Origin of the sequence: Variovorax sp. 160MFSha2.1 (assembly GCF_048305075.1) — a bacterium.
Lineage (GTDB): Bacteria > Pseudomonadota > Gammaproteobacteria > Burkholderiales > Burkholderiaceae_C > Variovorax > Variovorax guangxiensis.
The window spans coordinates 4,428,725-4,452,975 of sequence record NZ_CP157624.1 but is presented as its reverse complement, the minus strand read 5'-3'; the positions used below and the strand labels follow the sequence as shown (position 1 = coordinate 4,452,975).

General features: G+C 66.4%; 26 protein-coding genes. 16 read left to right on the top strand and 10 right to left on the bottom strand.

Features of this window, described 5'->3' with window-relative positions; genetic code table 11:
* Window positions 1-80: 80 nt before the first annotated feature.
* A complete protein-coding gene (gene ahpF / locus ABL838_RS20240; protein ID WP_418121622.1) occupies window positions 81-1,637 on the top strand; it encodes an alkyl hydroperoxide reductase subunit F in 1,557 nt (518 codons plus the stop codon).
* Between the two features lie 75 nt (window positions 1,638-1,712).
* On the opposite strand, the gene ABL838_RS20235 is transcribed toward ahpF, so the two are convergent.
* Window positions 1,713-2,534 carry a pyruvate, water dikinase regulatory protein gene (locus tag ABL838_RS20235; RefSeq protein WP_126025902.1) on the bottom strand — a complete coding sequence of 274 codons (822 nt, stop codon included), beginning with the start codon at window positions 2,532-2,534 and terminating at the stop codon, window positions 1,713-1,715.
* Between the two features lie 183 nt (window positions 2,535-2,717).
* Here ABL838_RS20235 and ppsA point away from each other — a divergent pair, with 183 nt between their 5' ends.
* The 7 genes from ppsA (at window position 2,718) to dnaB (ending at window position 8,869) form a co-directional block, all read left to right on the top strand.
* Window positions 2,718-5,111, top strand: a complete 2,394-nt coding sequence (ppsA, locus tag ABL838_RS20230; RefSeq protein WP_418121621.1) for a phosphoenolpyruvate synthase — start codon at window positions 2,718-2,720, stop codon at window positions 5,109-5,111.
* Between the two features lie 138 nt (window positions 5,112-5,249).
* The gene (locus ABL838_RS20225; RefSeq protein ID WP_126025883.1) at window positions 5,250-5,711 is read left to right on the top strand and encodes a hypothetical protein; all 462 of its coding nucleotides are present in this window, start codon (window positions 5,250-5,252) and stop codon (window positions 5,709-5,711) included.
* A 115-nt stretch (window positions 5,712-5,826) separates the two neighbouring features.
* Window positions 5,827-6,201, top strand: coding sequence for a 30S ribosomal protein S6 (gene rpsF, locus ABL838_RS20220; RefSeq protein ID WP_019655917.1), 375 nt, complete (start codon window positions 5,827-5,829; stop codon window positions 6,199-6,201).
* Window positions 6,202-6,205: 4 nt separating this feature from the next.
* Complete coding sequence (gene priB, locus ABL838_RS20215) at window positions 6,206-6,520, top strand: primosomal replication protein N (protein WP_126025882.1); 315 nt, start codon at window positions 6,206-6,208, stop codon at window positions 6,518-6,520.
* Between the two features lie 21 nt (window positions 6,521-6,541).
* Entirely contained in the window at window positions 6,542-6,823 is a 282-nt protein-coding gene (gene rpsR / locus ABL838_RS20210) for a 30S ribosomal protein S18 (RefSeq protein ID WP_007830781.1), read from the top strand.
* A 12-nt stretch (window positions 6,824-6,835) separates the two neighbouring features.
* Window positions 6,836-7,288, top strand: a complete 453-nt coding sequence (rplI, locus tag ABL838_RS20205) for a 50S ribosomal protein L9 (protein ID WP_126025881.1) — start codon at window positions 6,836-6,838, stop codon at window positions 7,286-7,288.
* Between the two features lie 174 nt (window positions 7,289-7,462).
* Complete coding sequence (gene dnaB / locus ABL838_RS20200; RefSeq protein WP_093203332.1) at window positions 7,463-8,869, top strand: replicative DNA helicase; 1,407 nt, start codon at window positions 7,463-7,465, stop codon at window positions 8,867-8,869.
* A gap of 16 nt (window positions 8,870-8,885) precedes the next feature.
* On the opposite strand, the gene ABL838_RS20195 is transcribed toward dnaB, so the two are convergent.
* From ABL838_RS20195 to ABL838_RS20165, 7 genes are all read right to left on the bottom strand, one after another.
* The gene (locus ABL838_RS20195; RefSeq protein WP_418117085.1) at window positions 8,886-9,653 is read right to left on the bottom strand and encodes a helix-turn-helix transcriptional regulator; all 768 of its coding nucleotides are present in this window, start codon (window positions 9,651-9,653) and stop codon (window positions 8,886-8,888) included.
* A gap of 67 nt (window positions 9,654-9,720) precedes the next feature.
* Entirely contained in the window at window positions 9,721-10,170 is a 450-nt protein-coding gene (locus ABL838_RS20190) for a GyrI-like domain-containing protein (RefSeq protein WP_418121620.1), read from the bottom strand.
* 13 nt (window positions 10,171-10,183) lie between these two features.
* Window positions 10,184-10,633, bottom strand: a complete 450-nt coding sequence (locus ABL838_RS20185) for an EVE domain-containing protein (RefSeq protein ID WP_418121619.1) — start codon at window positions 10,631-10,633, stop codon at window positions 10,184-10,186.
* 6 nt (window positions 10,634-10,639) lie between these two features.
* Window positions 10,640-11,011, bottom strand: coding sequence for a VOC family protein (locus tag ABL838_RS20180; RefSeq protein WP_418121618.1), 372 nt, complete (start codon window positions 11,009-11,011; stop codon window positions 10,640-10,642).
* Between the two features lie 155 nt (window positions 11,012-11,166).
* Complete coding sequence (locus ABL838_RS20175) at window positions 11,167-12,948, bottom strand: PhoH family protein (protein ID WP_184641337.1); 1,782 nt, start codon at window positions 12,946-12,948, stop codon at window positions 11,167-11,169.
* A gap of 211 nt (window positions 12,949-13,159) precedes the next feature.
* Window positions 13,160-13,636, bottom strand: coding sequence for a peroxiredoxin (locus ABL838_RS20170; protein ID WP_019655927.1), 477 nt, complete (start codon window positions 13,634-13,636; stop codon window positions 13,160-13,162).
* Between the two features lie 149 nt (window positions 13,637-13,785).
* Entirely contained in the window at window positions 13,786-14,169 is a 384-nt protein-coding gene (locus ABL838_RS20165) for an Mth938-like domain-containing protein (protein ID WP_184641468.1), read from the bottom strand.
* Window positions 14,170-14,279: 110 nt separating this feature from the next.
* Between ABL838_RS20165 and ABL838_RS20160 the strand changes: the two genes are divergently transcribed.
* Genes ABL838_RS20160 through ABL838_RS20130 form a run of 7 tightly spaced genes read left to right on the top strand, consistent with a single transcriptional unit; the run spans window position 14,280 to window position 21,425 of the window.
* A complete protein-coding gene (locus tag ABL838_RS20160; protein WP_418121617.1) occupies window positions 14,280-15,512 on the top strand; it encodes a pyridoxal phosphate-dependent aminotransferase in 1,233 nt (410 codons plus the stop codon).
* The gene (locus ABL838_RS20155; protein ID WP_418121616.1) at window positions 15,509-16,567 is read left to right on the top strand and encodes a DUF1176 domain-containing protein; all 1,059 of its coding nucleotides are present in this window, start codon (window positions 15,509-15,511) and stop codon (window positions 16,565-16,567) included. Before ABL838_RS20160 ends, ABL838_RS20155 begins: the two co-directional genes overlap by 4 nt.
* Window positions 16,568-16,590: 23 nt before the next feature.
* The gene (locus ABL838_RS20150; RefSeq protein WP_184641334.1) at window positions 16,591-17,913 is read left to right on the top strand and encodes a homoserine dehydrogenase; all 1,323 of its coding nucleotides are present in this window, start codon (window positions 16,591-16,593) and stop codon (window positions 17,911-17,913) included.
* Window positions 17,910-19,325 (top strand): threonine synthase, encoded by a 1,416-nt coding sequence (gene thrC, locus ABL838_RS20145; RefSeq protein WP_418121615.1) that lies wholly within the window; start codon window positions 17,910-17,912, stop codon window positions 19,323-19,325. The genes ABL838_RS20150 and thrC overlap by 4 nt, the downstream gene beginning before the upstream one ends.
* 18 nt (window positions 19,326-19,343) lie before the next feature.
* Window positions 19,344-19,889 carry a molybdopterin-guanine dinucleotide biosynthesis protein B gene (gene mobB, locus ABL838_RS20140; RefSeq protein ID WP_418121614.1) on the top strand — a complete coding sequence of 182 codons (546 nt, stop codon included), beginning with the start codon at window positions 19,344-19,346 and terminating at the stop codon, window positions 19,887-19,889.
* Entirely contained in the window at window positions 19,882-21,168 is a 1,287-nt protein-coding gene (glp, locus tag ABL838_RS20135; protein ID WP_418121613.1) for a gephyrin-like molybdotransferase Glp, read from the top strand. The genes mobB and glp overlap by 8 nt, the downstream gene beginning before the upstream one ends.
* Window positions 21,169-21,173: 5 nt before the next feature.
* Window positions 21,174-21,425, top strand: a complete 252-nt coding sequence (locus ABL838_RS20130) for a MoaD/ThiS family protein (protein ID WP_418121612.1) — start codon at window positions 21,174-21,176, stop codon at window positions 21,423-21,425.
* Here ABL838_RS20130 and dapA read toward each other — a convergent pair.
* On the bottom strand, window positions 21,412-22,308 hold the full coding sequence (gene dapA, locus ABL838_RS20125; protein WP_418121611.1) for a 4-hydroxy-tetrahydrodipicolinate synthase: 897 nt from the start codon (window positions 22,306-22,308) through the stop codon (window positions 21,412-21,414). The two genes, ABL838_RS20130 and dapA, sit on opposite strands and share 14 nt — an antisense overlap.
* A gap of 268 nt (window positions 22,309-22,576) precedes the next feature.
* Here dapA and ABL838_RS20120 point away from each other — a divergent pair, with 268 nt between their 5' ends.
* Complete coding sequence (locus tag ABL838_RS20120) at window positions 22,577-23,053, top strand: molybdenum cofactor biosynthesis protein MoaE (protein ID WP_418121610.1); 477 nt, start codon at window positions 22,577-22,579, stop codon at window positions 23,051-23,053.
* A 134-nt stretch (window positions 23,054-23,187) separates the two neighbouring features.
* Here the strand turns inward: ABL838_RS20120 and ABL838_RS20115 are convergent, their stop codons facing one another.
* A complete protein-coding gene (locus ABL838_RS20115; protein WP_418121609.1) occupies window positions 23,188-24,180 on the bottom strand; it encodes a Bug family tripartite tricarboxylate transporter substrate binding protein in 993 nt (330 codons plus the stop codon).
* Window positions 24,181-24,251 lie beyond the last annotated feature (71 nt).

Below are 24,251 nucleotides of genomic sequence, written 5' to 3'. Positions count from 1 at the left end.
GCGAAAGCCCGGGCGCTCATAGGCCCCCGGGCTTTTTCAGCCCCATTTGATAGTTTTACGTTATCGAAAGAGAGTCCCTCATGCTCGACGCAAACACCAAAGCCCAATTGAAGAGTTACCTCGAACGCGCCACGCAGCCGATCGAGATCGTCGCCTCGCTCGACGACAGCAAGGCCTCGGGCGAGATGCTGTCGCTGCTGAAGGACGTTGCCGAATCGTCCCCGCTGATCAAGCTGACCGAAAGCCGCGACGACAACCACCGCAAGCCCTCGTTCTCGGTCAACCGCCCGAGCGAAAACCACGGCCCGCGCTTTGCCGGCCTGCCGATGGGCCATGAATTCACGTCGCTGATCCTTGCCCTGCTGCAGATCGGCGGCTATCCCCCGAAGGTCGAGCAGGCCGTGCTCGACCAGATCAAGGCGCTCGACGGCGACTTCGAGTTCGAGATCTACGTCTCGCTCACCTGCCACAACTGCCCGGACGTGGTCCAGGCGCTGAACCTGATGGCAGTGCAGAACCCGCGCATCCGCACCACGATGATCGAGGGCGGCACCTTCCAGGAGGAGGTGAAGGAGCGCCAGATCATGGCCGTGCCGACGGTGTTCCTCAACGGCACCGAGTTCGGTCAGGGCCGGATGAGCCTGGAAGAGATCCTCGCCAAGATCGACACGAGCGGCGTCGAGCGCGAAGCCAAGAAGATCGACGGCAAGGATCCGTTCGACGTGCTGATCGTCGGCGGCGGCCCCGCCGGCGCGGCAGCGGCCGTGTACGCGGCGCGCAAGGGCATCCGCACCGGCGTGGCCTCCGAGCGCTTCGGCGGCCAGGTGCTCGACACCATGGGCATCGAGAACTTCATCTCGATCAAGGAGACCGAGGGGCCGAAGTTCGCTCACGCGCTCGAGGAGCATGTGCGCGACTACGACGTCGACATCATGAACCTTCAGCGCGCCAAGGCGCTCGTGCCGGGCGACGGCCTGATCGAAGTGCAGCTCGAGAGCGGCGCCTCGCTCAAGAGCAAGTCGGTCATCATTTCGACCGGCGCGCGCTGGCGCAACATCAACGTGCCCGGCGAGCACGAGTTCAAGAACAAGGGCGTGGCCTACTGCCCGCATTGCGACGGTCCGCTCTTCAAGGGCAAGCGCGTGGCAGTGATCGGCGGCGGCAACTCGGGTGTCGAGGCGGCCATCGACCTCGCCGGCATCGTCGGCCACGTCACGCTGATCGAGTTCGACACGCAGCTGCGCGCCGACGCCGTGCTGCAGCGCAAGCTCAAGAGCCTGAAGAACGTCGACGTGTTTACGAACGCGCAGACCACCGAGATCACCGGCGACCAGAAGGTCAACGGCCTGATCTACAAGGACCGTGCGACGGGCGAGTCGAAGAAGGTCGAGCTCGAAGGCGTGTTCATCCAGATCGGCCTGGTGCCCAACACCGACTGGCTCAAGGGCACGGTCGAGCTGTCGAAGCACGGCGAGATCATCGTCGACGCGCGCGGCCAGACCTCGGTGCCGGGCGTGTTCGCGGCGGGCGACGCGACCACGGTGCCGTTCAAGCAGATCATCATCGCGGCCGGCGATGGCGCGAAGGCTGCGCTGGGTGCGTTCGACCACCTGATCCGCACGTCGGCTCCTGCGTAAGCCGCCATTCCGGCGATGCAAAGCGCAAAAAGCGCCCCGGCGGGGCGCTTTTTTGCTATCTAAAAGATAGCGGTATCAATAGACGAGCCGCTCCGGCCGCAGTTCCTGCAGGATCGTGGTGGCGATTTCCTCGATCGACTTGGTGGTGGTCGAGAGCCAGCGGATGCCCGCGCGCCGCATCATGGCCTCGGCCTCGGCGACCTCGTGGCGGCAGTTCTCGATGCTGGCGTAGCGCGAATTCGGGCGGCGCTCGTTGCGGATCTCGCTGAGCCGCTCGGGCTGGATGGTCAGGCCGAAGATCTTCTTGCGATGCGGAATCAGGGCCGGCGGGAGCTGGCGGCGGTCGAAATCCTCCGGAATCAGCGGGTAGTTGGCCGCCTTCAGGCCGTGCTGCATCGCCAGGTAGAGCGAGGTCGGCGTCTTGCCGCTGCGGCTCACGCCCACCAGGATCACGTCGGCGCCTTCCAGGTCGCGGTTGCTCTGGCCGTCGTCGTGCTGCAGGCTGAAGTCGATGGCGGCGATGCGGTCGTTGTATTCCTTGCTCTTGCTGACGTCGCTGAAGCGGCCGATGCGGTGGTTCGACTTCACGGCCAGCTCGATTTCGAGGGGGCGCACGAAGGTGCCGAACATGTCCAGCAGCATGCCCTTGCAGCCGGTTTCGATCACTTCCAGCACATCCATGTTGGCCAGCGTGGTGAAAACGATGGGCCTTACGCCTTCTATTTCTGCGGTGTGGTTTATCTGCCGCACCGCCTGGTGGGCCTTGTCGACCGTGTCGGTGAAAGGCAGCCGCACGTGGCGCGGCTTCATCTCGAACTGGGCCAGAACGGCGTTGCCGAAGGTCTCGGCGGTGATGCCGGTGCCGTCGGAAATGAAGAAAACGGTGCGTGAAGGAATAGTCATGCGGCCTTGTCCTGCGGCGCGGACCACCTTGCCCCGCCTACAATGAGGGCCATTATCGGGAATCTGCCTTCCCAACCCAATTCTCTCCATGCACACCGCGCCCGCACCCAAAGCAACGAGAACGATCGTGCCGCGCCGTCTGCATGCGGCACAGGTTTCAACTTCTGGAGCTTTCCCATGTCTGCACTTTTCGACGCGACCGCCCTGGTCGTACCGTTTGAAAACCTGAGAATGACCGACGTCGAGGCGGTTGGCGGCAAGAACGCCAGCCTCGGCGAAATGATCTCGCAATTGCCCCAGGGTGTGCGGGTGCCCACCGGTTTCGCGACCACGGCGCACGCTTTCCGCCAGTTCCTGGCCCATGACGGCCTGGCCGACAAGATCAGCAAGCGCCTGGCCGCCCTGAACGTCGACGACGTGCGCGCACTGGCCGCCGCCGGCGCCGAGATCCGCGGCATGGTCGAGGCCCAGCCGTTCCCGGCCGACCTGCAGAAGGCCATCACCGAAGCCTTCGCCACGCTGAGCGCGGGCAACCCGGCCGCCTCGTTCGCCGTGCGCTCGTCCGCCACCGCCGAAGACCTGCCCGACGCCTCCTTCGCGGGCCAGCAGGAAACCTTCCTGAACGTGGTCGGCATCGACGACGTGCTGCACAAGATGAAGGAGGTGTTCGCCTCCCTCTACAACGACCGCGCCATCAGCTACCGCGTGCACAAGGGCTTCGAGCACGACGTGGTCGCGCTGTCGGCTGGCGTGCAGCGCATGGTGCGCTCCGACCTCGGCGCCGCCGGCGTGATGTTCACCATCGATACCGAATCGGGCTTCGAGGACGTGGTCTTCATCACCTCCAGCTACGGCCTGGGCGAGACGGTGGTGCAGGGCGCCGTGAATCCCGACGAGTTCTACGTGCACAAGCCGACCCTGAAGGCCGGCAAGAAGGCCGTGATCCGCCGCAACCTCGGCTCCAAGCTGATCCAGATGGAGTTCGCCACGCCCGAGGAGAAGAAGGCCACCGGCAAGCTGGTCAAGACCACCGACGTGAAGGCCGAGCAGCGCAACCGCTACTCGCTGACCGACACCGAAGTCGAGCAGCTCGCCAAGTACGCGCTGGTGATCGAGGAGCACTACGGCCGCCCGATGGACATCGAGTGGGGCAAGGACGGCACCGACGGCCAGATCTACATCCTGCAGGCGCGCCCAGAGACGGTGAAGAGCCAGCAGCAGGGCAAGGCCGAGCAGCGCTACAAGCTGCTGGGCAAGGGTGCTGTGCTGGCCGAAGGCCGCGCCATCGGCCAGAAGATCGGTACCGGCCCCGTGCGGCTGGTGCACAGCATCAGCGAAATGGACCAGGTGCAGGCCGGCGACGTGCTCGTCACCGACATGACCGACCCCAACTGGGAACCGGTGATGAAGCGCGCTTCGGCCATCGTCACCAACCGCGGCGGGCGCACCTGCCACGCGGCCATCATCGCGCGCGAGCTGGGCATTCCGGCCGTGGTCGGCTGCGGTGACGCCACCGACCTGCTGAAGGACGGCACGCTGGTTACCGTGAGCTGCGCCGAGGGCGACACCGGCTTCATCTACGACGGCCTGCTCGAGACCGAGGTGACCGAGGTGCAGCGCGGCGTGATGCCCGAGATCGACATCCAGCTGATGATGAACGTGGGCAACCCCCAGCTCGCCTTCGACTTCGCGCAGCTGCCGAACCACGGCGTGGGCCTCGCGCGCCTGGAGTTCATCATCAACAACAACATCGGCGTGCATCCGAAGGCGATCCTCGACTACCCGAACGTCGACAACGACCTGAAGAAGGCCGTCGAGTCGGTGGCCCGCGGCCACGCCTCGCCGCGCGCCTTCTACGTCGACAAGGTCGCAGAGGGCATTGCGACCATCGCCGCGGCCTTCTGGCCGAAGAAGGTGATCGTGCGCCTGTCGGACTTCAAGTCGAACGAGTACCGCAAGCTGATCGGCGGCAGCCGCTACGAGCCCGAGGAAGAGAACCCGATGCTGGGCTTCCGCGGCGCCGCGCGCTACCTGAGCGCCGACTTCGGCGAGGCCTTCGCGATGGAGTGCGAGGCGCTCAAGCGCGTGCGCAACGACATGGGCCTGACCAACGTGCAGATCATGGTGCCCTTCGTGCGCACCCTCGGCCAGGCCGAGCGCGTGACCGGCCTGCTGGCCGAGCATGGCCTGAAGCGCGGCGACAACGAGCTCAAGCTGATCATGATGTGCGAGGTGCCGAGCAACGCCGTGCTGGCCGACGAGTTCCTGGCGTACTTCGACGGCTTCTCGATCGGCTCGAACGACCTGACCCAACTCACCCTGGGCCTGGACCGCGACTCGGGCCTGGAACTGCTGGCCGCCGACTTCGACGAGCGCGACCCGGCCGTCAAGGCCATGCTGAGCCGCGCCATCAAGGCCTGCAAGTCGCAGGGCAAGTACGTCGGCATCTGCGGCCAGGGCCCCAGCGACCACCCCGACTTCGCGTTGTGGCTGGCGGAGCAGGGCATCGAATCGATCTCGCTGAATCCCGACAGCGTGATCGACACCTGGCAGCAGCTCGCCAAGCGCTGAGCCGGCGAAGCCGGAGCTCTGGATTGCGGAAATCCCCATGGGGGGATTCCCGCGACCCGGGCCGGTGATTGAAACAAATTGCGTATTTGATGCCAGACTGGCGGGACTCACGGGCGTATCCCGGAAGGGAAGAACACCATGATCCTCGTCAAGACAGAAGCAGGCCACCAGGCCCTGAAAGACCGCTCCATCCCGCTGTCGCCACGGCAGCGCTCGGCGTTCATCCTGTTCGACGGCAAAAGATCGGTCGATGACGTGCTGGCCGCGGGCATGGGCATCGTGCGCGAAGACATCGACCAGATGGTCGGCCTGGGCGTGCTGGAGCCTGTGGCGGGCAGCGCGACGGCTCCCGCAGAGGCGGCGGCCGCTGCAGCGGCGCCCGCCCAGGGCTCCTCCGGGCGCAGCAGGCAGCAGCGCTACAAGGACGCCTACCCGATCGCGACCCAGCTGACCGGCAGCCTCGGCCTGAAGGGCTTCCGGCTCAACCTGCAGGTCGAGGGCACGACCAGCTACGAAGACCTGCTGGCGCTGGCCCCGAAGATCCGCGCCGCCGTCGGGCCCGAGAAGGCCGCGGCGCTCGACAAGGCGCTCAACGACTGAGAGTCTTGCCGGATCGCTTCCGACAGGGCTATAATCGCCGGCTTTGCCTTGCCACACTGCGCCCGACGCTGCAGGTGGCTTTTCCTCTTCCTCGGAAGAATCCACAAGGAGTGCCATGCGTCACTACGAAATCATTTTGCTGATCCACCCGGATCAGAGCGAACAAGTTCCGGCCATGCTGGAGCGCTACAAGGGCCTGATCACGGCCGGCGGCGGCAAGGTCCACCGCGTCGAAGACTGGGGCCGCCGTCAGCTGGCCTACCAGATCAACAAGCTCAACAAGGCCCACTACCTGTGCGTCAACATCGAAGCTGAGCAGACCGTGATGGGCGAACTCGAACACGCGTTCAAGTTCAACGACGCCGTGCTGCGTCACCTGACCGTCCAGAAGAAGAAGGCCGAAACCGGTCCTTCGTCGATGATGAAGACGGTCGAGCGCGAAGAGGCCCGCAAGGCCCAGCAGGCCGAGTACGCCGCCAACAACAACTGATGGCGTGACTGCCGCCGCTGCGGCAACCGGGGTCAACCAGCTGCTGCTGACCGCCTCCGTTGCCGAACTCGGAAACCTGCGATTCACGCCAGCCGGCTTGCCCGCCCTAGACCTGAAGCTCGAACACGAGTCGACGCTCCAGGAGGCAGGAAAGCCCAGGCAGGTGAAGACGGCCCTCAAGGCTGTTGCCTTCGGCGCCATCGCCGAACGGCTCGCAAGACAGTCGATGGGAAGTCTCTGGCGTTTTCAGGGCTTCCTCGCGACACCGGGCAACGGCAAGCATCCGGTCCTGCACATCCAGGATTTTCAGCAAGATTAATTTTCGACAAGAGGTCCCGAAATGGCCACGTTCAAGAAATTCAACAAAGACAAGCGCCCGAAGCGCAACACCCAGTCGCTGCTGTTCAAGCGCAAGCGCTTCTGCCGCTTCACCGTCGCTGGAGTCGAGGAAATCGACTACAAGGACATCGACACGCTGCGTGACTTCATCAGCGAAAACGGCAAGATCATCCCCGCGCGCCTGACCGGCACCCGCGCGATCTACCAGCGCCAGCTGAACACCGCCATCAAGCGCGCACGCTTCCTGGCCATGGTGCCGTACAGCGACCAGCACCGCGTCTAAGGAGTCGACACCATGCAAATCATTCTTCTGGACAAGGTTGTCAACGTCGGTGCCCTGGGCGACATCGTCAAGGTCAAGGACGGCTACGCACGCAACTTCCTGATTCCGTCGGGCCGCGCCCGCCGCGCCACCGCTGCCAACAAGGCCGAATTCGAAGCCAAGCGCGCCGAACTCGAAAAGGCTGCAGCCGCCAAGCTGGCCGAATCGCAAGCTCAAGGCGAAAAGCTCGGTGGCACGACCATCAAGCTGACGCAAAAGGCTGGCGTGGACGGCCGTCTGTTCGGCTCGGTCACCAACGGCGACATCGCCGAAGAGTTGGGCAAGCAGGGCTACAAGGTTGCAAAGTCGCAAGTGCGCCTGCCCAACGGTCCGATCAAGATCGTCGGCGACAGCACCGTGAGCGTGGCCCTGCACACTGACGTGGTGGTCGACATCACCGTGACGGTCTACGGCGAAACCGCCTGATCGTCCACAGCGCCTCGTGCGCTGCGCAAAAGCCGCCTTCGGGCGGCTTTTGTTTTTGTTCTTCAAGGCTTGTTCAGTGACTGTCCACAGGGTTTTGCACAGCACGTACACAGCGTTATGCATGGCGCCGCGGCCGCAGCGCGCGTAGCATGCTTTGTTAACTTTCAAGGCCCCATGTCCGCCGTTTTCTCCTATGCCGACAATGATCCGTCGGCCGACCGCCAAGTCGCCCAACTGCGCATTCCGCCTCACTCCATCGAGGCCGAATCGAGCGTGCTCGGCGGCCTGCTGCTCGACAACGGTGCCTGGGACCGCATGGGCGACCTGCTGGTCGACGGCGACTTCTACCGCCACGAACACAAGCTGATCTACGCGGCCATCGGCGGGCTGATCAACGCCAGCAAGCCGGCGGACGTGATCACGGTCTACGAGCAACTGCAGAACCTCGGCAAGGCCGACGAGATCGGCGGGCTGGTGTACCTGAACTCGCTCGCGCAGTACGTGCCCAGCGCGAGCAACATCCGCCGCTACGCCGAGATCGTTCGCGAGCGCTCCATCCTGCGCAAGCTGGTTTCCGCCAGCGACGAGATCGCGACCAACGCCTTCAATCCGCAGGGCAAGGCGGTCGACAAGATCCTCGACGAGGCCGAACAGAAGATCTTCAACATCGGCGAAGAAGGCACGCGGATGAAGCAGGGCTTCCAGAGCATGGATGCCTTGGTGGTCGACCTGCTCGACCGCGTGACCGAGATGGCCGAGAACCCGAACGACATCACGGGCGTTCGCACTGGCTTCAACGACTTCGACAAGATGACTTCCGGCCTGCAGCCGGGCGACATGATCGTGCTGGCCGCGCGTCCCTCGATGGGCAAGACCTCGCTCGCGATCAACATCGCCGAGCACGTGGCGCTCGACGAAGGCCTGCCGGTGGCCGTGTTCTCCATGGAAATGGGCGCCGCCCAGTTGGCGGTGCGTATCGTGGGCTCCATCGGCCGCATCGACCAGGGCCACCTTCGCACCGGCAAGCTCACCGACGAGGAGTGGCCGCGTCTGACCGAGGCCATCGAGAAGCTGCGCACCGTGTCGCTGCACATCGACGAGACCCCGGGCCTTTCCACCAGCGAGCTGCGGGCCAATGCGCGCCGCCTTGCGCGCCAGTACGGGCGGCTCGGCCTGATCGTGGTCGACTACCTGCAGCTGATGTCCACCAGCAGCTCGGGCGACGAGAACCGGGCCACGGCCGTGGGCGAAATCTCGCGCGGCCTGAAGATGCTCGCCAAGGAACTGAAGTGCCCGGTGATCGCACTGTCGCAGCTCAGCCGCGGCGTGGAAAGCCGTACCGACAAGCGTCCCATGATGAGCGACCTGCGCGAATCCGGCGCCATCGAGCAGGACGCGGACATCATCATGTTCATCTACCGCGACGACTACTACAACAAGGAGTCGAAGGAGCCGGGCGTGGCCGAGGTGATCATCAGCAAGCACCGTAACGGCCCCACCGGCACCGTCAAGCTGGCCTTCCTGAAGCCGCTGACCAAGTTCGAGAACCTGGTCGGCTACAGCAACAACGACGAGTACTGACCCGGCGGCGCCTAAGTCAGCTGGCCGCGCTACCGCTGCCGCTATTGCTGCTGGACCACGACGGCTGGCCGTCCGGCTTCTGCGGCACCACCTTGCCATGCGCCGTCTCGGCATTGACTTGCCGCAGAAGGTCGGCCAGCGTCTTGCCCGGCTCGTCTCGAAAGCGGTCGGGCAGCACCTCGATCGCGTCCATGCGATCCAGCCGGAAGCCCCGGAAATCGTCGCGCAGCTCGCACCAGGTCGAGAGCGTCCAGACCTTGCCCCAATAGAAGCAGCCCAGCGGGCGCACCGTGCGCTCGCTGGCGTCGCCCGAGACGTCGCGGTAGTGCAGCCGCAGCTTGTTGTGCGACTGGGTCGCCTCGCGCAGCGTCTGCAGCCGCGCGCGGAGGGTGTCGTCCAGGCCCAGTCCGGGCGCGTAGAGCGCCAGCGCCTCGGCCGAGACGCGCGCCGCAGGTGGCAGCACCGACAGGATCTTGCCCAGTCCGGTCTCGATGTCGCGCGCCAGCGCCGGATCGACCCAGCTCTGCGCGAGCCGGGCTGCAGCGACGAGCGCCGCGGCCTCGTCCTGCGTGAACATCAGCGGCGGCAGCTCGAAGCCCGCGCCCAGCCGGTAGCCCACGCCAGCCTCGCCCTCGATGGGCACGCCCTGGTGCTGCAGGTCTGCGATGTCGCGGTACACCGTGCGCTCCGACACCTCGAGGCGCTGCGCCAGGAACGCGGCCGTGGTCAGCCGGCGCCCGCGGATGAGCTGCACGAGCTGGAAGAGGCGGTCGGCGCGGCGCATCAGCAGGCCCTGGCGAGCGGGCGAGGGTGGCGTGCGGGCGGGTCGCGCCGGCTCTTGGGGGTGATGCTCATGAAACTCCGATGTGGATCGCCACCTTGTCCGGCCCTTCGTAGGCCTCGAAGTCGCTGCGATAGCGGCGTGCGACCTCCGGGTGCGCCTCGAAATACTGCCAGATGCGCTCCCACGTGGCGATCACCATCTGCGGCATCTGCCCTTCGCCGTTGAAGACCAGGTAGTCGCCGGCTTCCACGGCGAGGCTGTTCTCGCCGCCCGACACGGCGACGCCCGCCGTGACGTCGAACGCGCCATCCTCGTCCGATTCGTAGGCCGTGTACACGCTGAAGATGCGCATGTCGGCGGTGCGCTGTGGCGTCGATGCATAGGTTTCCTCGCCGAAGAATCGGCCCCACAATTGGCCGAGGCGAGCGGTTGCGGGGTCGCGTTCCTCGCGGTTGGTGGTGCGGATGGTGAGGCCCGAGACGCGGAATGCATCCTGGCGTTGGCGGACTGGTTCCATGTGCTTTCTCTCCTCAAAGCGATAGTGTTTTCAGGTCGGCCTTCATGGCCTGTGCGATCAGCTTCATGTCGGCGTCGCTGATGTCGAACATGCCGAAGCGGAACTTGTAGCCCCACTGCCTGGGGTTCTCGATGAAGGCCAGCCGCTCGATCAGCGGGGCGATCGGCGCCTCGTGCCCGGCGGCGTAGACCACGTCGCGCCGCCAAGGCACGAAGCCGTTGCCCATGTCGAATTCGTAGGGCTCGCCCGGCTGCACGATGCCGATCGACACGAAGCTCTGCAGCCTGTCCGCGCCGCCGAACATGGTGCCCGGCGAATAGTAGGCGACGCGGTCGCCCGCCGAAAGCCGCTTGAGCGGCGCCTGCTTGCCGTGGCCGACCTGCATGAAGCCCAGCGGCCGGTGGTCGCGCCCGCGCCGCGCATGCTCGGCGCTGGCCACGGCGATCCAGTTGCGCTGCGTCATGGCGAATCACTCCAGCGAGTGCAGGCCGACTTCGTTGCCTTCGGTGTCGCGCAGGTGGGCAATGAAGCCAAGGCCGGGCGGCAGCGCCGCTTTGGGCGACACGATCTGCCCACCGGCGGCTTCGATCCGCGCCAGCACGGCATCGATGCTTGGATTGCAGTCGAGGTAGATGCGAAGGCCAGTGCCGGCGCGCGCGCTGGCATTGGCTCCGGCCTGCAGGGCGCCTCCGGTGGCGGGCTTGTCGTGCGGGAAGATGGCCAGCGTCTCGCCGCCGAAGTCTTCGCGGCGCAGCTTGCGGGCGAGCACGGTTTCGTAGAAGGCCTGTGCGCGATCGATGTCGGTGACAGGGATTTCGAACCAGGTGATGGCGTTCTGCATTCGGGACTCTCTTTCTTTCGTTGCGTTGGAAGGAGTCCGGATGGTGCTGGCGCCCTACTGACAGCGTCTTGTCAGTAGCCTGTCACCACGGATGAAAAAAGCCCGCGCTGCTCGGGGAGCATGCACGGGCTTGTCCGGGGCGCTGCCCCGGAGGGTCAGAGCACGTCGCTGGCGAAATCGGCCAGGCGCGAGCGTTCGCCGCGCGCCAGCGTGATGTGCCCGCCGTGCGGCCAGCCCTTGAACTTGTCGACCGCGAAGGTCAGGCCCGAGGAGCCCTCCGTCAGGTACGGCGTATCGATCTGCGCGAGGTTGCCCATGCAGATGATCTTCGTGCCGGGGCCGGCGCGGGTGATCAGCGTCTTCATCTGCTTGGGCGTGAGGTTCTGTGCCTCGTCGATGATCACGTACTTGTTGAGGAAGGTGCGCCCGCGCATGAAGTTCATGCTCTTGACCTTGATGCGGCTGCGGATCAGCTCGTTGGTGGCCGCGCGGCCCCACTCGCCGGCGCCGCCGCCATCACCCTTGGCCAGGAACTCGAGGTTGTCGTCGAGCGCGCCCATCCAGGGGCCCATCTTTTCCTCTTCGGTGCCGGGCAGGAAGCCGATGTCCTCGCCCACGCTCACGGTGGCGCGGGTCATGATGATCTCGGTGTAGCGGCGGTCGTCCAGCACCTGCGTGAGGCCGGAGGCCAGCGCCATCAGGGTCTTGCCGGTGCCGGCGGTGCCGGTCAGCGTGACGAAGTCGATCTCCGGGTCCATCAGCAGGTTCATCGCGAAGTTCTGCTCGCGGTTGCGCGTGTTCACGCCCCACACGGCGTTCTTGCCGGAGCTGTAGTCCTTCAGCGTCTTGAGCACCGCGGTCTTGTCGCGGATCTCGGTGACGCGGGCGTACATGCTCGGTTCGCCCGGAGCCTCGAAGTACACGAACTGGTTGATGTACAGGTTGGGCACCAGCGGGCCGCTGATCCGGTAGAAGGTGCTGCTGCCGCTTTGCCAGCTCTCGACGGTCTTGCTCTGGCGAGTCCAGAAGTCGGCAGGCAGGGCGAGCGAGCCGGCGTAGAGCAGGTCGCCGTCTTCCAGCGTCTTGTCGTTCTGGTAGTCGTCGGCGGCCAGGCCCAGCGCGCGCGCCTTGACGCGCATGTTGATGTCCTTCGACACCAGCACGACTTCCCGCTTGGGTTGGCCCGGACGGTCCTTGGCGTACTCGTCGCGCAGCGCGTGCACCACGCCGAGGATCTGGTTGTCGGCCTTGCCCTGGGGCAGGCTCATCGGCAGCGAATAGTCGAGCGGGGCGGTCTGGAAGAACAGGCGGCCGCCGGCTTCGCGGTGGCCGGTGGTGTCGAGCTTCAGGCCCTTGTCGATGTCGGCGTCCTGGGCGGCGGCCAGGGCGTCGAGCGTGCGGCTGGTCTGGCGGCCGTTGCGGGCGACTTCGGTCGTGCCCTTCTTGTGGCCGTCGAGTTCCTCCAGCACGATCATCGGCAGGAAGATGTCGTGCTCTTCGAAGCGGAAGAGGCACATCGGATCGTGCAGCAGCACGTTGGTGTCGAGCACGAACAGCTTGGCCGGGCCGGTGGATTTGCTGCGCTTGGCGCGCGCAGGGGCCTGCGGCGCCGCTGCCACTGCAGGAGCCGCAGCAGGTTCGGCGGCCGGGGCCTTGGTCTCGACCTGGATGAGTGCCTGGGGCGCCGGCGCGCTCACGGGGGCGGGCGTTGCTTTCGGTCTGGTCCGGCGGGCAGGGCGCACGGCGGCGGCACCGCCGGCGCTCTCGGCGCCGACGCTATCGAACAGTTCCAGCGGCTGCGGGCTGCGCGCCGCGGCTTCGTCGGCACGCGAATCACCGGAACGGCGCGAGCCCCGGTGCGAGGACCGGGCGGGCGCATCGAGTGCGTCCGGGGAGAGCAATGCAGCGCGTTTCGTGGGGGCGGGGGGCAGTGGCATGTGTCAGATCGCTCGCAGGAAGTGGGAACCAGAAAACGAAAAAGCCGCCTGAAGACCAAGGCGGCTTTGTTCGGAGGATGCGGTCGTGGAGCTCAACGGCATGAGGCCATTATGCACACCGCGGAAGACGCGCCGGGAGCTCTTTACGCACCGCGTGGGGCATTTCCCACGCCACAGCGGAAAAGCGCGCCGCCGGCTCGCCGGAAGGCTCTCAGGCAGCCTTCTTGAGGGCCTTGACGGCCTTGAGCACGTCGTCGACATGGCCGGGGACCTTGAGCCCGCGCCATTCGGCCTTCAGGATGCCGTCGGCGCCGATCAGGAAGGTGCTGCGCTCGATGCCCTTGACCTTCTTGCCGTACATGATCTTGTTCTTGACCACGCCGAACATGTGGCACATCTTTTCTTCGGTGTCGGCGATGAGCTCGAAGGGCAGCTCGAGCTTGGCCTTGAATTCGTCGTGCGACTTCATGTTGTCGCGGGACACGCCGAAGACCGTGGCGCCGGCTTTCTCGAAATCCTTGTAACGGTCGCGGAACTGCATCGCTTCGGTGGTGCAGCCCGGAGTGTTATCTTTCGGGTAAAAATACATGACCAGCACGTGGCCGAGATGCGAGGTATTCGAGACCTTGATGCCGCCCGTGGCGTTGGCGTCGAATTCAGGAATGGGTTTGTTGACAACGATCGCCATGAAACTTGTTTTCTCCGTTAGATTCCGCTCCTGAGCCCTCTCGCCCCGTTTCGCACCGGGCTTGCTCAAAGAGTGGAGGATTGGTCGTTGCTAACTTTGGGGTAGCCGGCCTGTTCGCAACCCGGTATTTTACCCCGAAAACACCCCCATCAGCCAGCCGCAGGGCTCTCCACGAGGAGGGCGGCGATCACGTGCCGGCCTTCGCCGGCCAGGATGTTGTAGGTCCGGCAGGCTGCCGCGGTGTCCATGGTCTCCACGCCGGTGCGCTGGGCCATCAGCGGCTTGAGCCAGACTGGCTGGGGGAAGCGGATCCGGTTTCCGCTGCCGAAGATGATCAATTCGGCGCCCAGCGATGCCAATTGCGCGAAATGTTCGGGGCCGATCTGGTCGAAGCTCGAACAATTCCATTCGAAGCGCTCGCCGCGCGAGCCGACCACCACGCTGCCCTCGACCTTTTCGTTGTTGATCGCCACCCAGCCGGGACCATGTGCGGTGAGAGACTGAGCGTCGGATTTGTCGGGCTGTAGCTTCATCTGGGCACTGGGAACTGTGGTCAAATTATAGGTTTTCCCTAGTGCCACGGGGCTCGCAAGGGCCTTTGATTCCGCGTAAGCAAACTCTAACCCGCGCCCGGGAGGGCCCTTTGAAGCAGCTCAAGAAATCGGCCAAGCTGGCCAACGTCCTCTACGACATCCGCGGCCCGATCATGGACGCCGCCAAGCAGATGGAAGAAGACGGCCAGAAGATCATCAAGCTCAACATCGGCAACCTGGCCGTGTTCGGTTTCGATGCTCCCGAGGAAATCCAGCAGGACATGATCCGCAACCTGCCCACCTCGGCCGGTTACTCCGACAGCAAGGGCGTCTTCGCGGCACGCAAGGCGGTGATGCACGAGACACAGAAGCAGGGCGTCTCGGGCGTCACCCTCGACGACATCTACCTCGGCAACGGCGCCAGCGAGCTGATCGCCATGTCCACCAACGCGCTGCTCAACGACGGCGACGAGTTGCTGCTTCCGGCCCCCGACTACCCGCTGTGGACCGCCTCCACCAGCCTCTCCGGCGGCACCCCGGTGCACTACCTGTGCGACGAGGCCAACGGCTGGATGCCGAATCTCGACGACATCCGCGCCAAGATCACGCCGCGCACCAAGGGCATCGTGGTCATCAACCCGAACAACCCGACGGGCGCGCTGTATTCCGACGACCTGCTCAGGAGCATCGTGGCCATCGCGCGCGAGCACGGCCTCGTGATCTTCGCCGACGAGGTCTACGACAAGGTGCTGTACGACGGCGTGAAGCACACCGCCATCGCCAGCCTGTCGACCGACGTGCTCACGCTCACCTTCAACTCGCTGTCCAAGAGCTACCGCTCGTGCGGCTACCGCGCCGGCTGGCTGGTGGTCTCGGGCGACAAGCGCAGCGCGCAGGACTACATCGAGGGCCTGAACATGCTCTCGAACATGCGCCTTTGCGCCAACGTGCCGGGCCAGTGGGCCATCCAGACGGCGCTCGGCGGCTACCAGAGCATCAACGACCTCGTGTGCGAGGGCGGCCGCCTGCGCCGCCAGCGCGACCTGGCCTACGAGCTGATCACCGCCATTCCGGGCGTAAGCTGTGTCAAGCCGAGCGCTGCGCTCTACATGTTCCCCAAGCTCGATCCGGAGGTCTATCCCATCGAGGACGACCGCCAGTTCTTCCTCGAGCTGCTGAAGGAAACCCGCGTGATGCTGGTTCAGGGCACCGGCTTCAACTGGGCGACGCCCGACCACTTCCGCATCGTGTTCTTGCCCCACGAGGACGACCTGCGCGAGGCCATCAACCGCATCGCGAAGTTCCTGGAGCAGTACCGACTGCGCCGCAAGTCGCGCCAATGAACTCTGCCCGCATCGCTGCCGCCGCGGCGCTGTCGTTCGCCGCGCTTTCCGCTGGCGCCGTTGGAGCCGCTGGTGCGGCCGGCAAGGAGGGCGTCTCGTTCTCGCACAACGACTGGGAACTGGCCTGCGACAACACGCGCACCTGCCGTGCCGCCGGCTACCAGTCTGAAGGCGCGGACATCACCGAGCCGGTGTCGATGCTCATCACGCGCAAGGCGGGCCCGGACACATCCGTCGAGATCGAGCTGCAGACAGGTGGCGAGAAGCCTGCCAAGGGTCCGGTGCGCTTCAAGGTCGGCAAAGCCACCTTGTCCGGCTTCAAGGACAGCGCCGCCAGCCTCGACCAGGACCAGGTCCGCGCCGTGCTCCCCGAACTGCTCAGGAACGATGACGCCACGCTCACGGACCGCGGCGGACAGAAGTGGGTTCTTTCGCTCTCCGGCCTCAATGCCGTGCTGCTGAAGATGGACGAGGTCCAGGGCCGCATCGGTACTCCCGGCGCGCTGGTGCGCCGCGGCAGCAAGCCCGAATCCTCGGTGCTGCCGCCCGTGCCGGCGCCGGTCGTGAAGGCCGTCGTGCCGCCGAAGGCCCGGCCCGGCGACGACGCGCTGGCCGCGCGCATCTTCCCGTCGCTGAAGCAGTCCGACGCCCAGGACGATTGCAACAACCACGAAGACTTCAACGCCAAGTCGCTGAACGTCACGCGCCTGACCGATCGCAAGGTGCTGCTGTCCTTCGGCTGCGGCATGGGCGCCTACAACTACTCCAGCCTGCTCTGGATCGCCAACGACAAGCCGCCCTATGCGCCTGTCGCCATCGAAGCCAACGGCGATTTCGACGAGAAGGACGGCAGCGTCACTTCCTCCATGAAGGGCCGCGGCATCGGCGACTGCTGGTCGAGCGAGACCTGGAGCTTCGACGGCAAGGGCTTCGTGCGCACCGCCGCCGCGGGCGACGGCATGTGCCGGGGCTTCGCGGGCGGTGCCTGGAGCCTGCCGCGCTACGTCACCCGCGTGGAGCTCTCCGAGCCGTCCGCCACCTCATCCAAACCCTGAACGCCATGAGTGCGACTCTCCCAATGAAACCCATCCAAGTAGGCCTGCTCGGCGCAGGCACGGTCGGCAGCGGCACCTTCAAGGTGCTCAAGCGCAACCAGGAAGAAATCAAGCGCCGCGCCGGCCGCGGCATCGAGATCGCCATGGTGGCCGACCTCGACACCGCCCGCGCCCGCGAAGTGGCAGGCGAGGGCGTGAAGGTGGTGAGCGATGCGCGCGAAGTCATCGCCAATCCCGAGATCGACATCGTCATCGAGCTGATCGGCGGCTACGGCATCGCCAGGCAACTGGTGCTGGAGGCCATCGCGGCCGGCAAGCACGTGGTCACGGCCAACAAGGCGCTGCTGGCCGTACACGGCACCGAGATCTTCGCGGCCGCGCACGCCAAGGGCGTGATGGTGGCCTTCGAGGCCGCGGTGGCCGGGGGCATCCCGATCATCAAGGCGCTGCGCGAAGGCCTCACGGCCAACAGCATCCAGTGGCTGGCCGGCATCATCAACGGCACCACCAACTTCATCCTCTCGGAGATGCGCGACAAGGGCCTGGACTTCGCGACTGTGCTCAAGGAAGCGCAGCGCCTGGGTTACGCCGAGGCCGATCCCACCTTCGACATCGAAGGCGTGGACGCCGGCCACAAGGTCACGCTGATGAGCGCGCTGGCCTTCGGCATCCCGGTGCAGTTCGACAAGGCCCACATCGAGGGCATCACCAAGCTGGCCGCGCAGGACATCAAGTACGCCGAGCAGCTCGGCTACCGCATCAAGCTCTTGGGCGTCACCAAGCGCACCGCCAAGGGCATCGAGCTGCGCGTGCATCCCTCGCTCGTCCCGTCGAAGCGTCTGCTGGCGAATGTCGAAGGCGCGATGAACGCGGTGGTGGTGCATGGCGACGCAGTGGGCACCACGCTCTACTACGGCAAGGGCGCCGGCAGCGAGCCGACCGCCAGCGCGGTGATCGCCGACCTGGTCGACATCACCCGCCTGCACACGGCCGATGCCGCGCACCGCGTGCCGCACCTGGCCTTCCACCCCGATGCGCTGAGCGACCTGCAGGTGCTTCCGATGTCGGAAGTCGTCACCAGCTACTACCTGCGCCTGCGCGTGGCCGACCAGGCCGGCGTGCTCGCCAAGGTGACTGGGCTGTTGGCCACCGCCGGCATCAGCATCGACGCCGTGCTGCAGCGCGAAGCCGACGAGGTGGGCGGCGAGGGCTCCACGCAGACCGACCTGATCATCCTCACGCACGACGCGCGCGAAGGCACGGTCGACGACGTCCTGGCCGAGCTGCAGGCGCTGCCGACCGTGCTCGAACCCATCGTGCGCATCCGCAAGGAAGAGTTGAAGTGAATTACCTGAGCACCCGCGGCCACCCCGGCCGCAAGCGCTTCTGCGAAATCCTGCTCGAAGGCCTCGCGCCCGACGGCGGCCTCTACCTGCCCGAGCAATACCCGCAGATCGACACCGCCACGCTTGCCACGTGGCGCAAGCTGTCGTACGCCGAGCTGGCCTTCGAGATCCTCTCGCTGTACATCGACGACATTCCGCCGGCCGACCTGAAGGCGATCTGCGCGAAGACCTACACGGCCGAAGTGTTCGGCACCGACGAGATCGTGCCGCTGCGCGAGCTGGAAGACGGCGTGTACCTCGAGGCCCTGTCCAACGGCCCCACGCTGGCCTTCAAGGACATGGCGATGCAGCTGCTGGGCAACCTGTTCGAGTACGAACTGGCCCGCCGCGGCGCCGAGCTCAACATCCTGGGCGCCACCAGCGGCGACACCGGCAGCGCGGCCGAGTACGCCATGCGCGGCAAGAAGGGCGTGCGCGTCTTCATGACCTCGCCCGACGGCCGCATGAGCCCGTTCCAGCAGGCGCAGATGTTCAGCCTGCAGGACGCGAACATCCACAACATCGCCATCACCGGCGTGTTCGACGACTGCCAGGACATCGTCAAGGCCGTGTCGAACGACCTGGCCTTCAAGCGCAAGTACCGCATCGGCACGGTCAACTCGATCAACTGGGCGCGGCTGCTGGCGCAGGTCGTCTACTACTTCGCGGGCTACTTCCAGGCCACGGCGGCCAACGACAAGCCGGTGAGCTTCACCGTGCCCTCGGGCAACTTCGGCAACGTCTGCGCGGGCCACGTGGCGCGCATGATGGGCCTGCCGATCCACACGCTGGTGGTCGCCACCAACGAGAACGACGTGCTCGACGAGTTCTTCCGCACCGGCGTGTACCGCGTGCGCGGCGCCGTCGACACGCACGAGACCTCCAGCCCGTCGATGGACATCAGCAAAGCCAGCAACTTCGAGCGCTTCGTGTTCGACCTTGTCGGGCGCGATCCGGCCAAACTGCGCAAGCTCTTCGTGGACGACCTGGGCCTGAACGGCAGCTTCGACCTGAGCGCCGACCCGGCATTCGCGCAGGCCGCCGCGCGCTTCGGCTTCCGCAGCGGCCGTAGCACGCATGCCGATCGCCTGGCCACCATCCGCGACACAGACAAGCGCTTCGCCACGCTGGTCGATCCACACACCGCAGACGGCCTCAAGGCCGCGCGCGAGCAGCTCAGCCCCGGCGTGCCGATGGTGGTGCTCGAGACCGCGCTGCCCATCAAGTTCGCGGCCACGCTGGTCGAGGCGCTGGGCGAGGAGCCCGCGCGCCCGAAGAAGTTCGAAGGCATCGAGGCGCTGCCCAAGCGCGTCGTCAAGCTGCCGGCCGACGCGGAAGCGGTCAAGGCCTACATCGCGGAACACTGTGACTGACCACGGCGAGGGCTGCGCATGAAGGTCGTCGGTTTCGCCGGCTACTCCGGCGCGGGCAAGACCACGCTGCTCGAGCGCCTCATTCCCGCGCTGAAGCGGCTGGGCCAGCGAGTGTCGGTGGTCAAGCATGCGCACCACAAGTTCGACATCGACCATCCGGGCAAAGACACGTACCGTCACCGCGAAGCGGGTGCCTTCGAGGTGGTCGTCGCCTCCGACAAGCGGCTTGCCGTGATGCGCGAATTCGAGGCGCCGGTCGAGCTCAGCGTGCACCAGCTGCTGGCCGAGGTCCTCCCGGTGGCCGACTGGGTGCTGGTCGAGGGATTCCGGCACAGCGACGTGCTCAAGATCGAGATCTGGCGCGAGCCCGAGGCAAGCGAGCCGGTGCGGCCCGTGCTGTACCCCGACGATCCCTTCGTCGTCGCCGTGGCCACCGATGCGCCGGCCAGCCTGCCGCTGCCCACCGGGCGGCCGCTCTTCGACCTCAACGACGCCGAGGCCATTGCGAAGTGGTTGATCGACAGCGGTGAGCGCTTCGAATACAACCCCGATCACCATGGCTGATTCACCCGTTCCCTTCGCCGGCTCTTCCTCGCGCCCGCCGCTGATGCCCCTGGACGAGGCGATCGCGGTGCTGCTTGCGAAGGCGCAGCCGGTGCTGCCCACCGAAAGTGTCGGCACCTTCGACGCCGATGGCCGTGTGCTCGCGCAGGACCTCGTCTCCGGCCTCACGGTGCCGCCGCGCGACAACAGCGCGATGGACGGCTACGCCGTGCGCGTGGCCGACTGCGCCGCGCCCGGCGCCGAGCTGAAGGTGGCGCAGCGCATTCCCGCCGGCACCGTCGGCACGCTGCTCGCGCCCGGCACCGCGGCGCGCATCTTCACCGGCGCGCAGATTCCCGAGGGCGCCGACGCCGTCGTGATGCAGGAAGACACGGCAGCCGTGCCGCAGGAAGGCAGCCTGGGCTCGGTGCGCATCGCCATCGTGCCGGCGGCCGGCCAGTGGATTCGCCGCGCGGGCGAGGACGTGGCCGCCGGCGACGTGGTGCTCCGGAAGGGCGAGCGCCTGACGCCCGCCGCACTGGGCCTTGCCGCCAGCGTCGGCTTCGACCGCCTGCAGGTCGCGCGCAGGCCGCGCGTGGCGATGCTCTCCACCGGCGATGAGCTGGTGATGCCCGGCGAGGTCGCGCCCGATGCGATGAAGCCCGGCGCCATCTACAACTCCAACCGCTTCTTCATGCGGGCTCTGCTGTACCGGCTGGGCTGCGAGGTGAACGACCTGGGCATCGTGCCCGACAACCGCGAAGCCACCGTCGTCGCACTGCGCGACGCGGCCGAGGCGAGCGACCTGATCATCACGACCGGCGGCGTTTCGGTGGGCGAGGAAGACCACATCCGCGCCGCGCTGCAGGCGCTGGGCGAGCTGCAGCTGTGGTCGCTGTCGATGAAGCCCGGCAAGCCCTTCGCCTACGGCTCCATCGCGCGCAGCAGCGGGCAGGGCGCCTGCCACGTGACGGGGCTGCCGGGCAATCCCGTGTCGAGCTTCCTCACCTTCCTGATGCTGGTGCGGCCCTTCCTGCTGACGCTGCAGGGCGCCGCGCGCGTCGCGCCCGAGGCGGTGAAGATGCGCGCCGATTTCGCCTGGCCTCGGGCCGACAAGCGCCGCGAGTTCCTGCGCGTGCGTCGCAATGCGGCCGGCGGCCTCGACCTGTTCGCCAACCAGAGTTCGGGCGTGCTCACCTCGATGGTCTGGGGCGACGGCGTGGTCGACAACCCGGCGGGCCGGACGATCAAGTCGGGCGAGCTCGTCGACTTCATCCCCTTCGCATCGCTGCTGGGCTGAGCCGCATGAAAGTCCAGGTCCGTTATTTCGCCTCGGTGCGCGAGGCGCTTTCCAGCAGCGGCGAAGCCGTCGACACGCGAGCCGAGACGCTGTCGGCCCTGCGCGACGAACTCATCGCCAGGGGCGGCGCTTACGCCACCGCGCTCGCGCGCGGCAAGGCGGTGCGCATGGCGCTCGACCAGGTCATGAGCGACGAAGCCGCAGCCTTGCGCGAAGGCTGCGAGGTCGCCTTCTTCCCTCCGGTCACGGGCGGCTGAGCCGGGCGTCCAGCGCCACGAGGCGCTCGCGCAGGCTGTCGGAAGCCTGGGTCATCGGCGAGCGCAGTTCGTCGGCCATCTCGCCCTTGTGGGCCAGCAGCGCCTTCAGCGGGCCGGGGTTGGGCTCTGCGAAGAGCATCTCCACCAGCGGCTGCAGCGGCTGCCATTCGGCGCGCGCCTCGGCCAGGCGGTTTTCCGACAGCAGGCGCACCAGGCGCACGAAGCGGGGCGTCTGCACGTTGCCGCTGGCCGCGATGGCGCCCGCGCCGCCCTCGGCCATGGTGCCGAATATCTGGTGGTCCTCGCCCGTCAGCACCTGCAGCCGGCCGTCGGCGATCACCGCGCGCGTCTTGGCCATGTCGCCGCCGCAGTCCTTGATGCCGCGTATGCGGGGATGCGAGGCCAGCGCCAGCATCGTCTCGCGGGTGATGGTGACGCCGGTGCGGTAGGGGATGTCGTAGACCAGCACGGGCACCGAGCTGGCGTCGGCGATGGCGCGGAACCACTCGAGCAGGCCGGCCTGGGAGGGGCGCACGTAGTGCGGCGCGGCCACCAGAAGGCCCGCGATCGGGCGTTCCGATAGCTTGCGGGCCCAGGCGATGGCCTTGCCCAGGTGGTAGCCCGAAATGCCCATGACGACCGGCAAACCGCCGGCTGCTGCCAGCACCGTGTCGAGCACCGCCAGTTGTTCGGTTTCGTCGAGCGCCGCGGCTTCGCCGGTGGAGCCGCAGGGCACGAAGCCGGTCACGCCTTCGCTGGCGAGGCGGCGGACCAGGGTGGAGAGAGCGGCATGGTCGACCGCGCCGTCGCGGAATGGCGTGACGAGGGCCACCCAGAAGCCGGAAAAGTCGGGAGTGGTGGGGCTTGGTTGTTGGTGAGGCACGCGGGCTTCCTTTCAGGAATCGACCGATGGAAAGAACCATCGTCCGATGCGCGCGCAACCCAATGGGGGCCAGAGCCTTTGGCGGGGTTCCGTCGCTCATCCGACGACGGAACCTCGGCTCCGGTCAGACGAGCTTTGGTTTTTTGGCTTTGTCGTTGCTGCTGCCTTGGCCGGCGCGACGGTCTTCAAGGCGCGAAGGCACCGGGAAGAGCGTGGGCGTGGCAAGGCAGGGCATCGGCAGAGTCTATCGCGATGACACAATTCGGACATGAGCCTTGCCCGTGTTTCGATCCAGACGAACGATTTCGACCTCTCGCAGGAAGTCGCCGCGTTGCGTGCCGGCGACAAACGCGTGGGCGCCGTCTGCAGCTTCATAGGCACCGTGCGAGACCGCAACGACGGCAGCAGCGTCTCGTCGATGGAGCTGGAGCACTACCCCGGCATGACCGAGAAGGCCATCGAGGCCATGATCGACGAGGCCCATCGCCGCTTCGACATCCTGGGCGCGCGCGTGATCCATCGCGTCGGCCTGCTGCAGCCGGAAGACCAGATCATGATGGTGGCGGTGGTGTCGGCCCACCGCGGCCAGAGCTTCGAGGCCTGCGAGTTCCTGATGGACTACCTCAAGACCCAGGCGCCCTTCTGGAAGAAGGAGCAGACGCCCGAAGGCGCCCGCTGGGTCGATGCGCGCGTGGCCGACGACGCGGCCCTGGCGCGCTGGGGCATCAGCGCCCCGAACGCCTGACTTGAATCTGTTCCCTCTCCCTCTGGGAGAGGGTTAGGGTGAGGGCAGCAGCACTCATTCGACGACTTGCTCTTCTTGCGAAGGCCGCTGGCCCTCACCCCAACCCTCTCCCCGAGGGGAGAGGGAGCAAGACTTCAGAGTGGCTTGAAGCCGCTGGACTGGATGATTTTTTCCCAGGTCTGCGTGTACGTACGCACGCGGCCGGCGAACTGGCCCTGGGGCTCGTAGCCCACCGTCAGGCCCATCGTCGCGAGCTTCTGCTTCACGTCGGGCATGGCCAGCACCTTCTGCAGCGCATCGCCGTACTTGTCGATGATCGGCTGCGGCGTGCCCACCGGCGCGAAGATGCCGTAGTAGGGCAGGTCTTCCAGGTTGGAGAAGCCCAGCTCGGTGAAGGTCGGCACGTTCGGGAGCACGGCCTGGCGCTTGGCGCCGATGGACGCCACGATGCGGACCTTGCCGGCCTTGTGGTTCTCGATGAAGTCCGGCACCGAGGCGATGCCTGCCGTGATCTGGTTGCCCAGCATGTCGGCCGTCATGGGCGCGCTGCCGCGGTAGGGGGCGGGCTGGACGTCGATCTTGTACTTGTCCGAGATCATCTTCACCAGGAACTCGGGGATCGATGCCGGCGCCGGGATGCCGATGGTCTCCTTGCCGCCCTTCTGGGTGCGGACCCACTTCACGTATTCGTCGATGCTCTTGGCCGGCGTGCCGCCCGAGACGGCCAGCACGTTGGCGAAGGTCGCGAAGCCGGCCACGGGCACGAAGTCGGTGGCGGGGTTGAAGCCCGGGTTCTTCACCACCTGCGGCAGGATCGAGATGGTGTGGTCGTGCGACAGGAACAGCGTGTGGCCGTCGGCCGGGGACGACTTCAGCACCGTCGCCGCGATCTGCCCGCCCGCGCCGGCGCGGTTCTCGACCACCACCGGCACGCCCAGCACGTCCTTGAGCTTTTCGCCCAGCGTGCGGGCGATGGCGTCTGTGCCGGCACCGGCGGGGAAGCCCACCAGCAGGCGCACGGGCGTACCGCTTTGCGCCTGCGCAAGGCTGCAAAGCCCCGCTGCAGCCATAAAGAGACCCACGCTGATCGCCCGGCGCACCGGTTGAACGCGCATTGAAAAAACCATGATCGACTCCATTCGAGAGAGAGAAATGCCTACGGGCGGGAGAGGCCGGGTCCGGTGCAATACCCGTGCCC

What these genes read in the sequence shown, in the direction of transcription:
- ABL838_RS20165 (WP_184641468.1), bottom strand. Translation starts at nt 14,169, where the DNA reads ATGAAGCTACAGCCCGACAAATCCGACGCTCAGTCTCTCACCGCACAT.
- ahpF (WP_418121622.1), top strand. Translation starts at nt 81, where the DNA reads ATGCTCGACGCAAACACCAAAGCCCAATTGAAGAGTTACCTCGAACGC.
- ABL838_RS20190 (WP_418121620.1), bottom strand. Translation starts at nt 10,170, where the DNA reads ATGGAACCAGTCCGCCAACGCCAGGATGCATTCCGCGTCTCGGGCCTC.
- ABL838_RS20170 (WP_019655927.1), bottom strand. Translation starts at nt 13,636, where the DNA reads ATGGCGATCGTTGTCAACAAACCCATTCCTGAATTCGACGCCAACGCC.
- dnaB (WP_093203332.1), top strand. Translation starts at nt 7,463, where the DNA reads ATGTCCGCCGTTTTCTCCTATGCCGACAATGATCCGTCGGCCGACCGC.
- ABL838_RS20155 (WP_418121616.1), top strand. Translation starts at nt 15,509, where the DNA reads ATGAACTCTGCCCGCATCGCTGCCGCCGCGGCGCTGTCGTTCGCCGCG.
- ABL838_RS20120 (WP_418121610.1), top strand. Translation starts at nt 22,577, where the DNA reads ATGAGCCTTGCCCGTGTTTCGATCCAGACGAACGATTTCGACCTCTCG.
- ABL838_RS20115 (WP_418121609.1), bottom strand. Translation starts at nt 24,180, where the DNA reads ATGGTTTTTTCAATGCGCGTTCAACCGGTGCGCCGGGCGATCAGCGTG.
- ABL838_RS20175 (WP_184641337.1), bottom strand. Translation starts at nt 12,948, where the DNA reads ATGCCACTGCCCCCCGCCCCCACGAAACGCGCTGCATTGCTCTCCCCG.
- ABL838_RS20180 (WP_418121618.1), bottom strand. Translation starts at nt 11,011, where the DNA reads ATGCAGAACGCCATCACCTGGTTCGAAATCCCTGTCACCGACATCGAT.
- ABL838_RS20195 (WP_418117085.1), bottom strand. Translation starts at nt 9,653, where the DNA reads ATGCGCCGCGCCGACCGCCTCTTCCAGCTCGTGCAGCTCATCCGCGGG.
- ABL838_RS20130 (WP_418121612.1), top strand. Translation starts at nt 21,174, where the DNA reads ATGAAAGTCCAGGTCCGTTATTTCGCCTCGGTGCGCGAGGCGCTTTCC.
- ABL838_RS20225 (WP_126025883.1), top strand. Translation starts at nt 5,250, where the DNA reads ATGATCCTCGTCAAGACAGAAGCAGGCCACCAGGCCCTGAAAGACCGC.
- ABL838_RS20150 (WP_184641334.1), top strand. Translation starts at nt 16,591, where the DNA reads ATGAAACCCATCCAAGTAGGCCTGCTCGGCGCAGGCACGGTCGGCAGC.
- ABL838_RS20185 (WP_418121619.1), bottom strand. Translation starts at nt 10,633, where the DNA reads ATGACGCAGCGCAACTGGATCGCCGTGGCCAGCGCCGAGCATGCGCGG.
- rpsR (WP_007830781.1), top strand. Translation starts at nt 6,542, where the DNA reads ATGGCCACGTTCAAGAAATTCAACAAAGACAAGCGCCCGAAGCGCAAC.
- rpsF (WP_019655917.1), top strand. Translation starts at nt 5,827, where the DNA reads ATGCGTCACTACGAAATCATTTTGCTGATCCACCCGGATCAGAGCGAA.
- ppsA (WP_418121621.1), top strand. Translation starts at nt 2,718, where the DNA reads ATGTCTGCACTTTTCGACGCGACCGCCCTGGTCGTACCGTTTGAAAAC.
- mobB (WP_418121614.1), top strand. Translation starts at nt 19,344, where the DNA reads ATGAAGGTCGTCGGTTTCGCCGGCTACTCCGGCGCGGGCAAGACCACG.
- rplI (WP_126025881.1), top strand. Translation starts at nt 6,836, where the DNA reads ATGCAAATCATTCTTCTGGACAAGGTTGTCAACGTCGGTGCCCTGGGC.
- glp (WP_418121613.1), top strand. Translation starts at nt 19,882, where the DNA reads ATGGCTGATTCACCCGTTCCCTTCGCCGGCTCTTCCTCGCGCCCGCCG.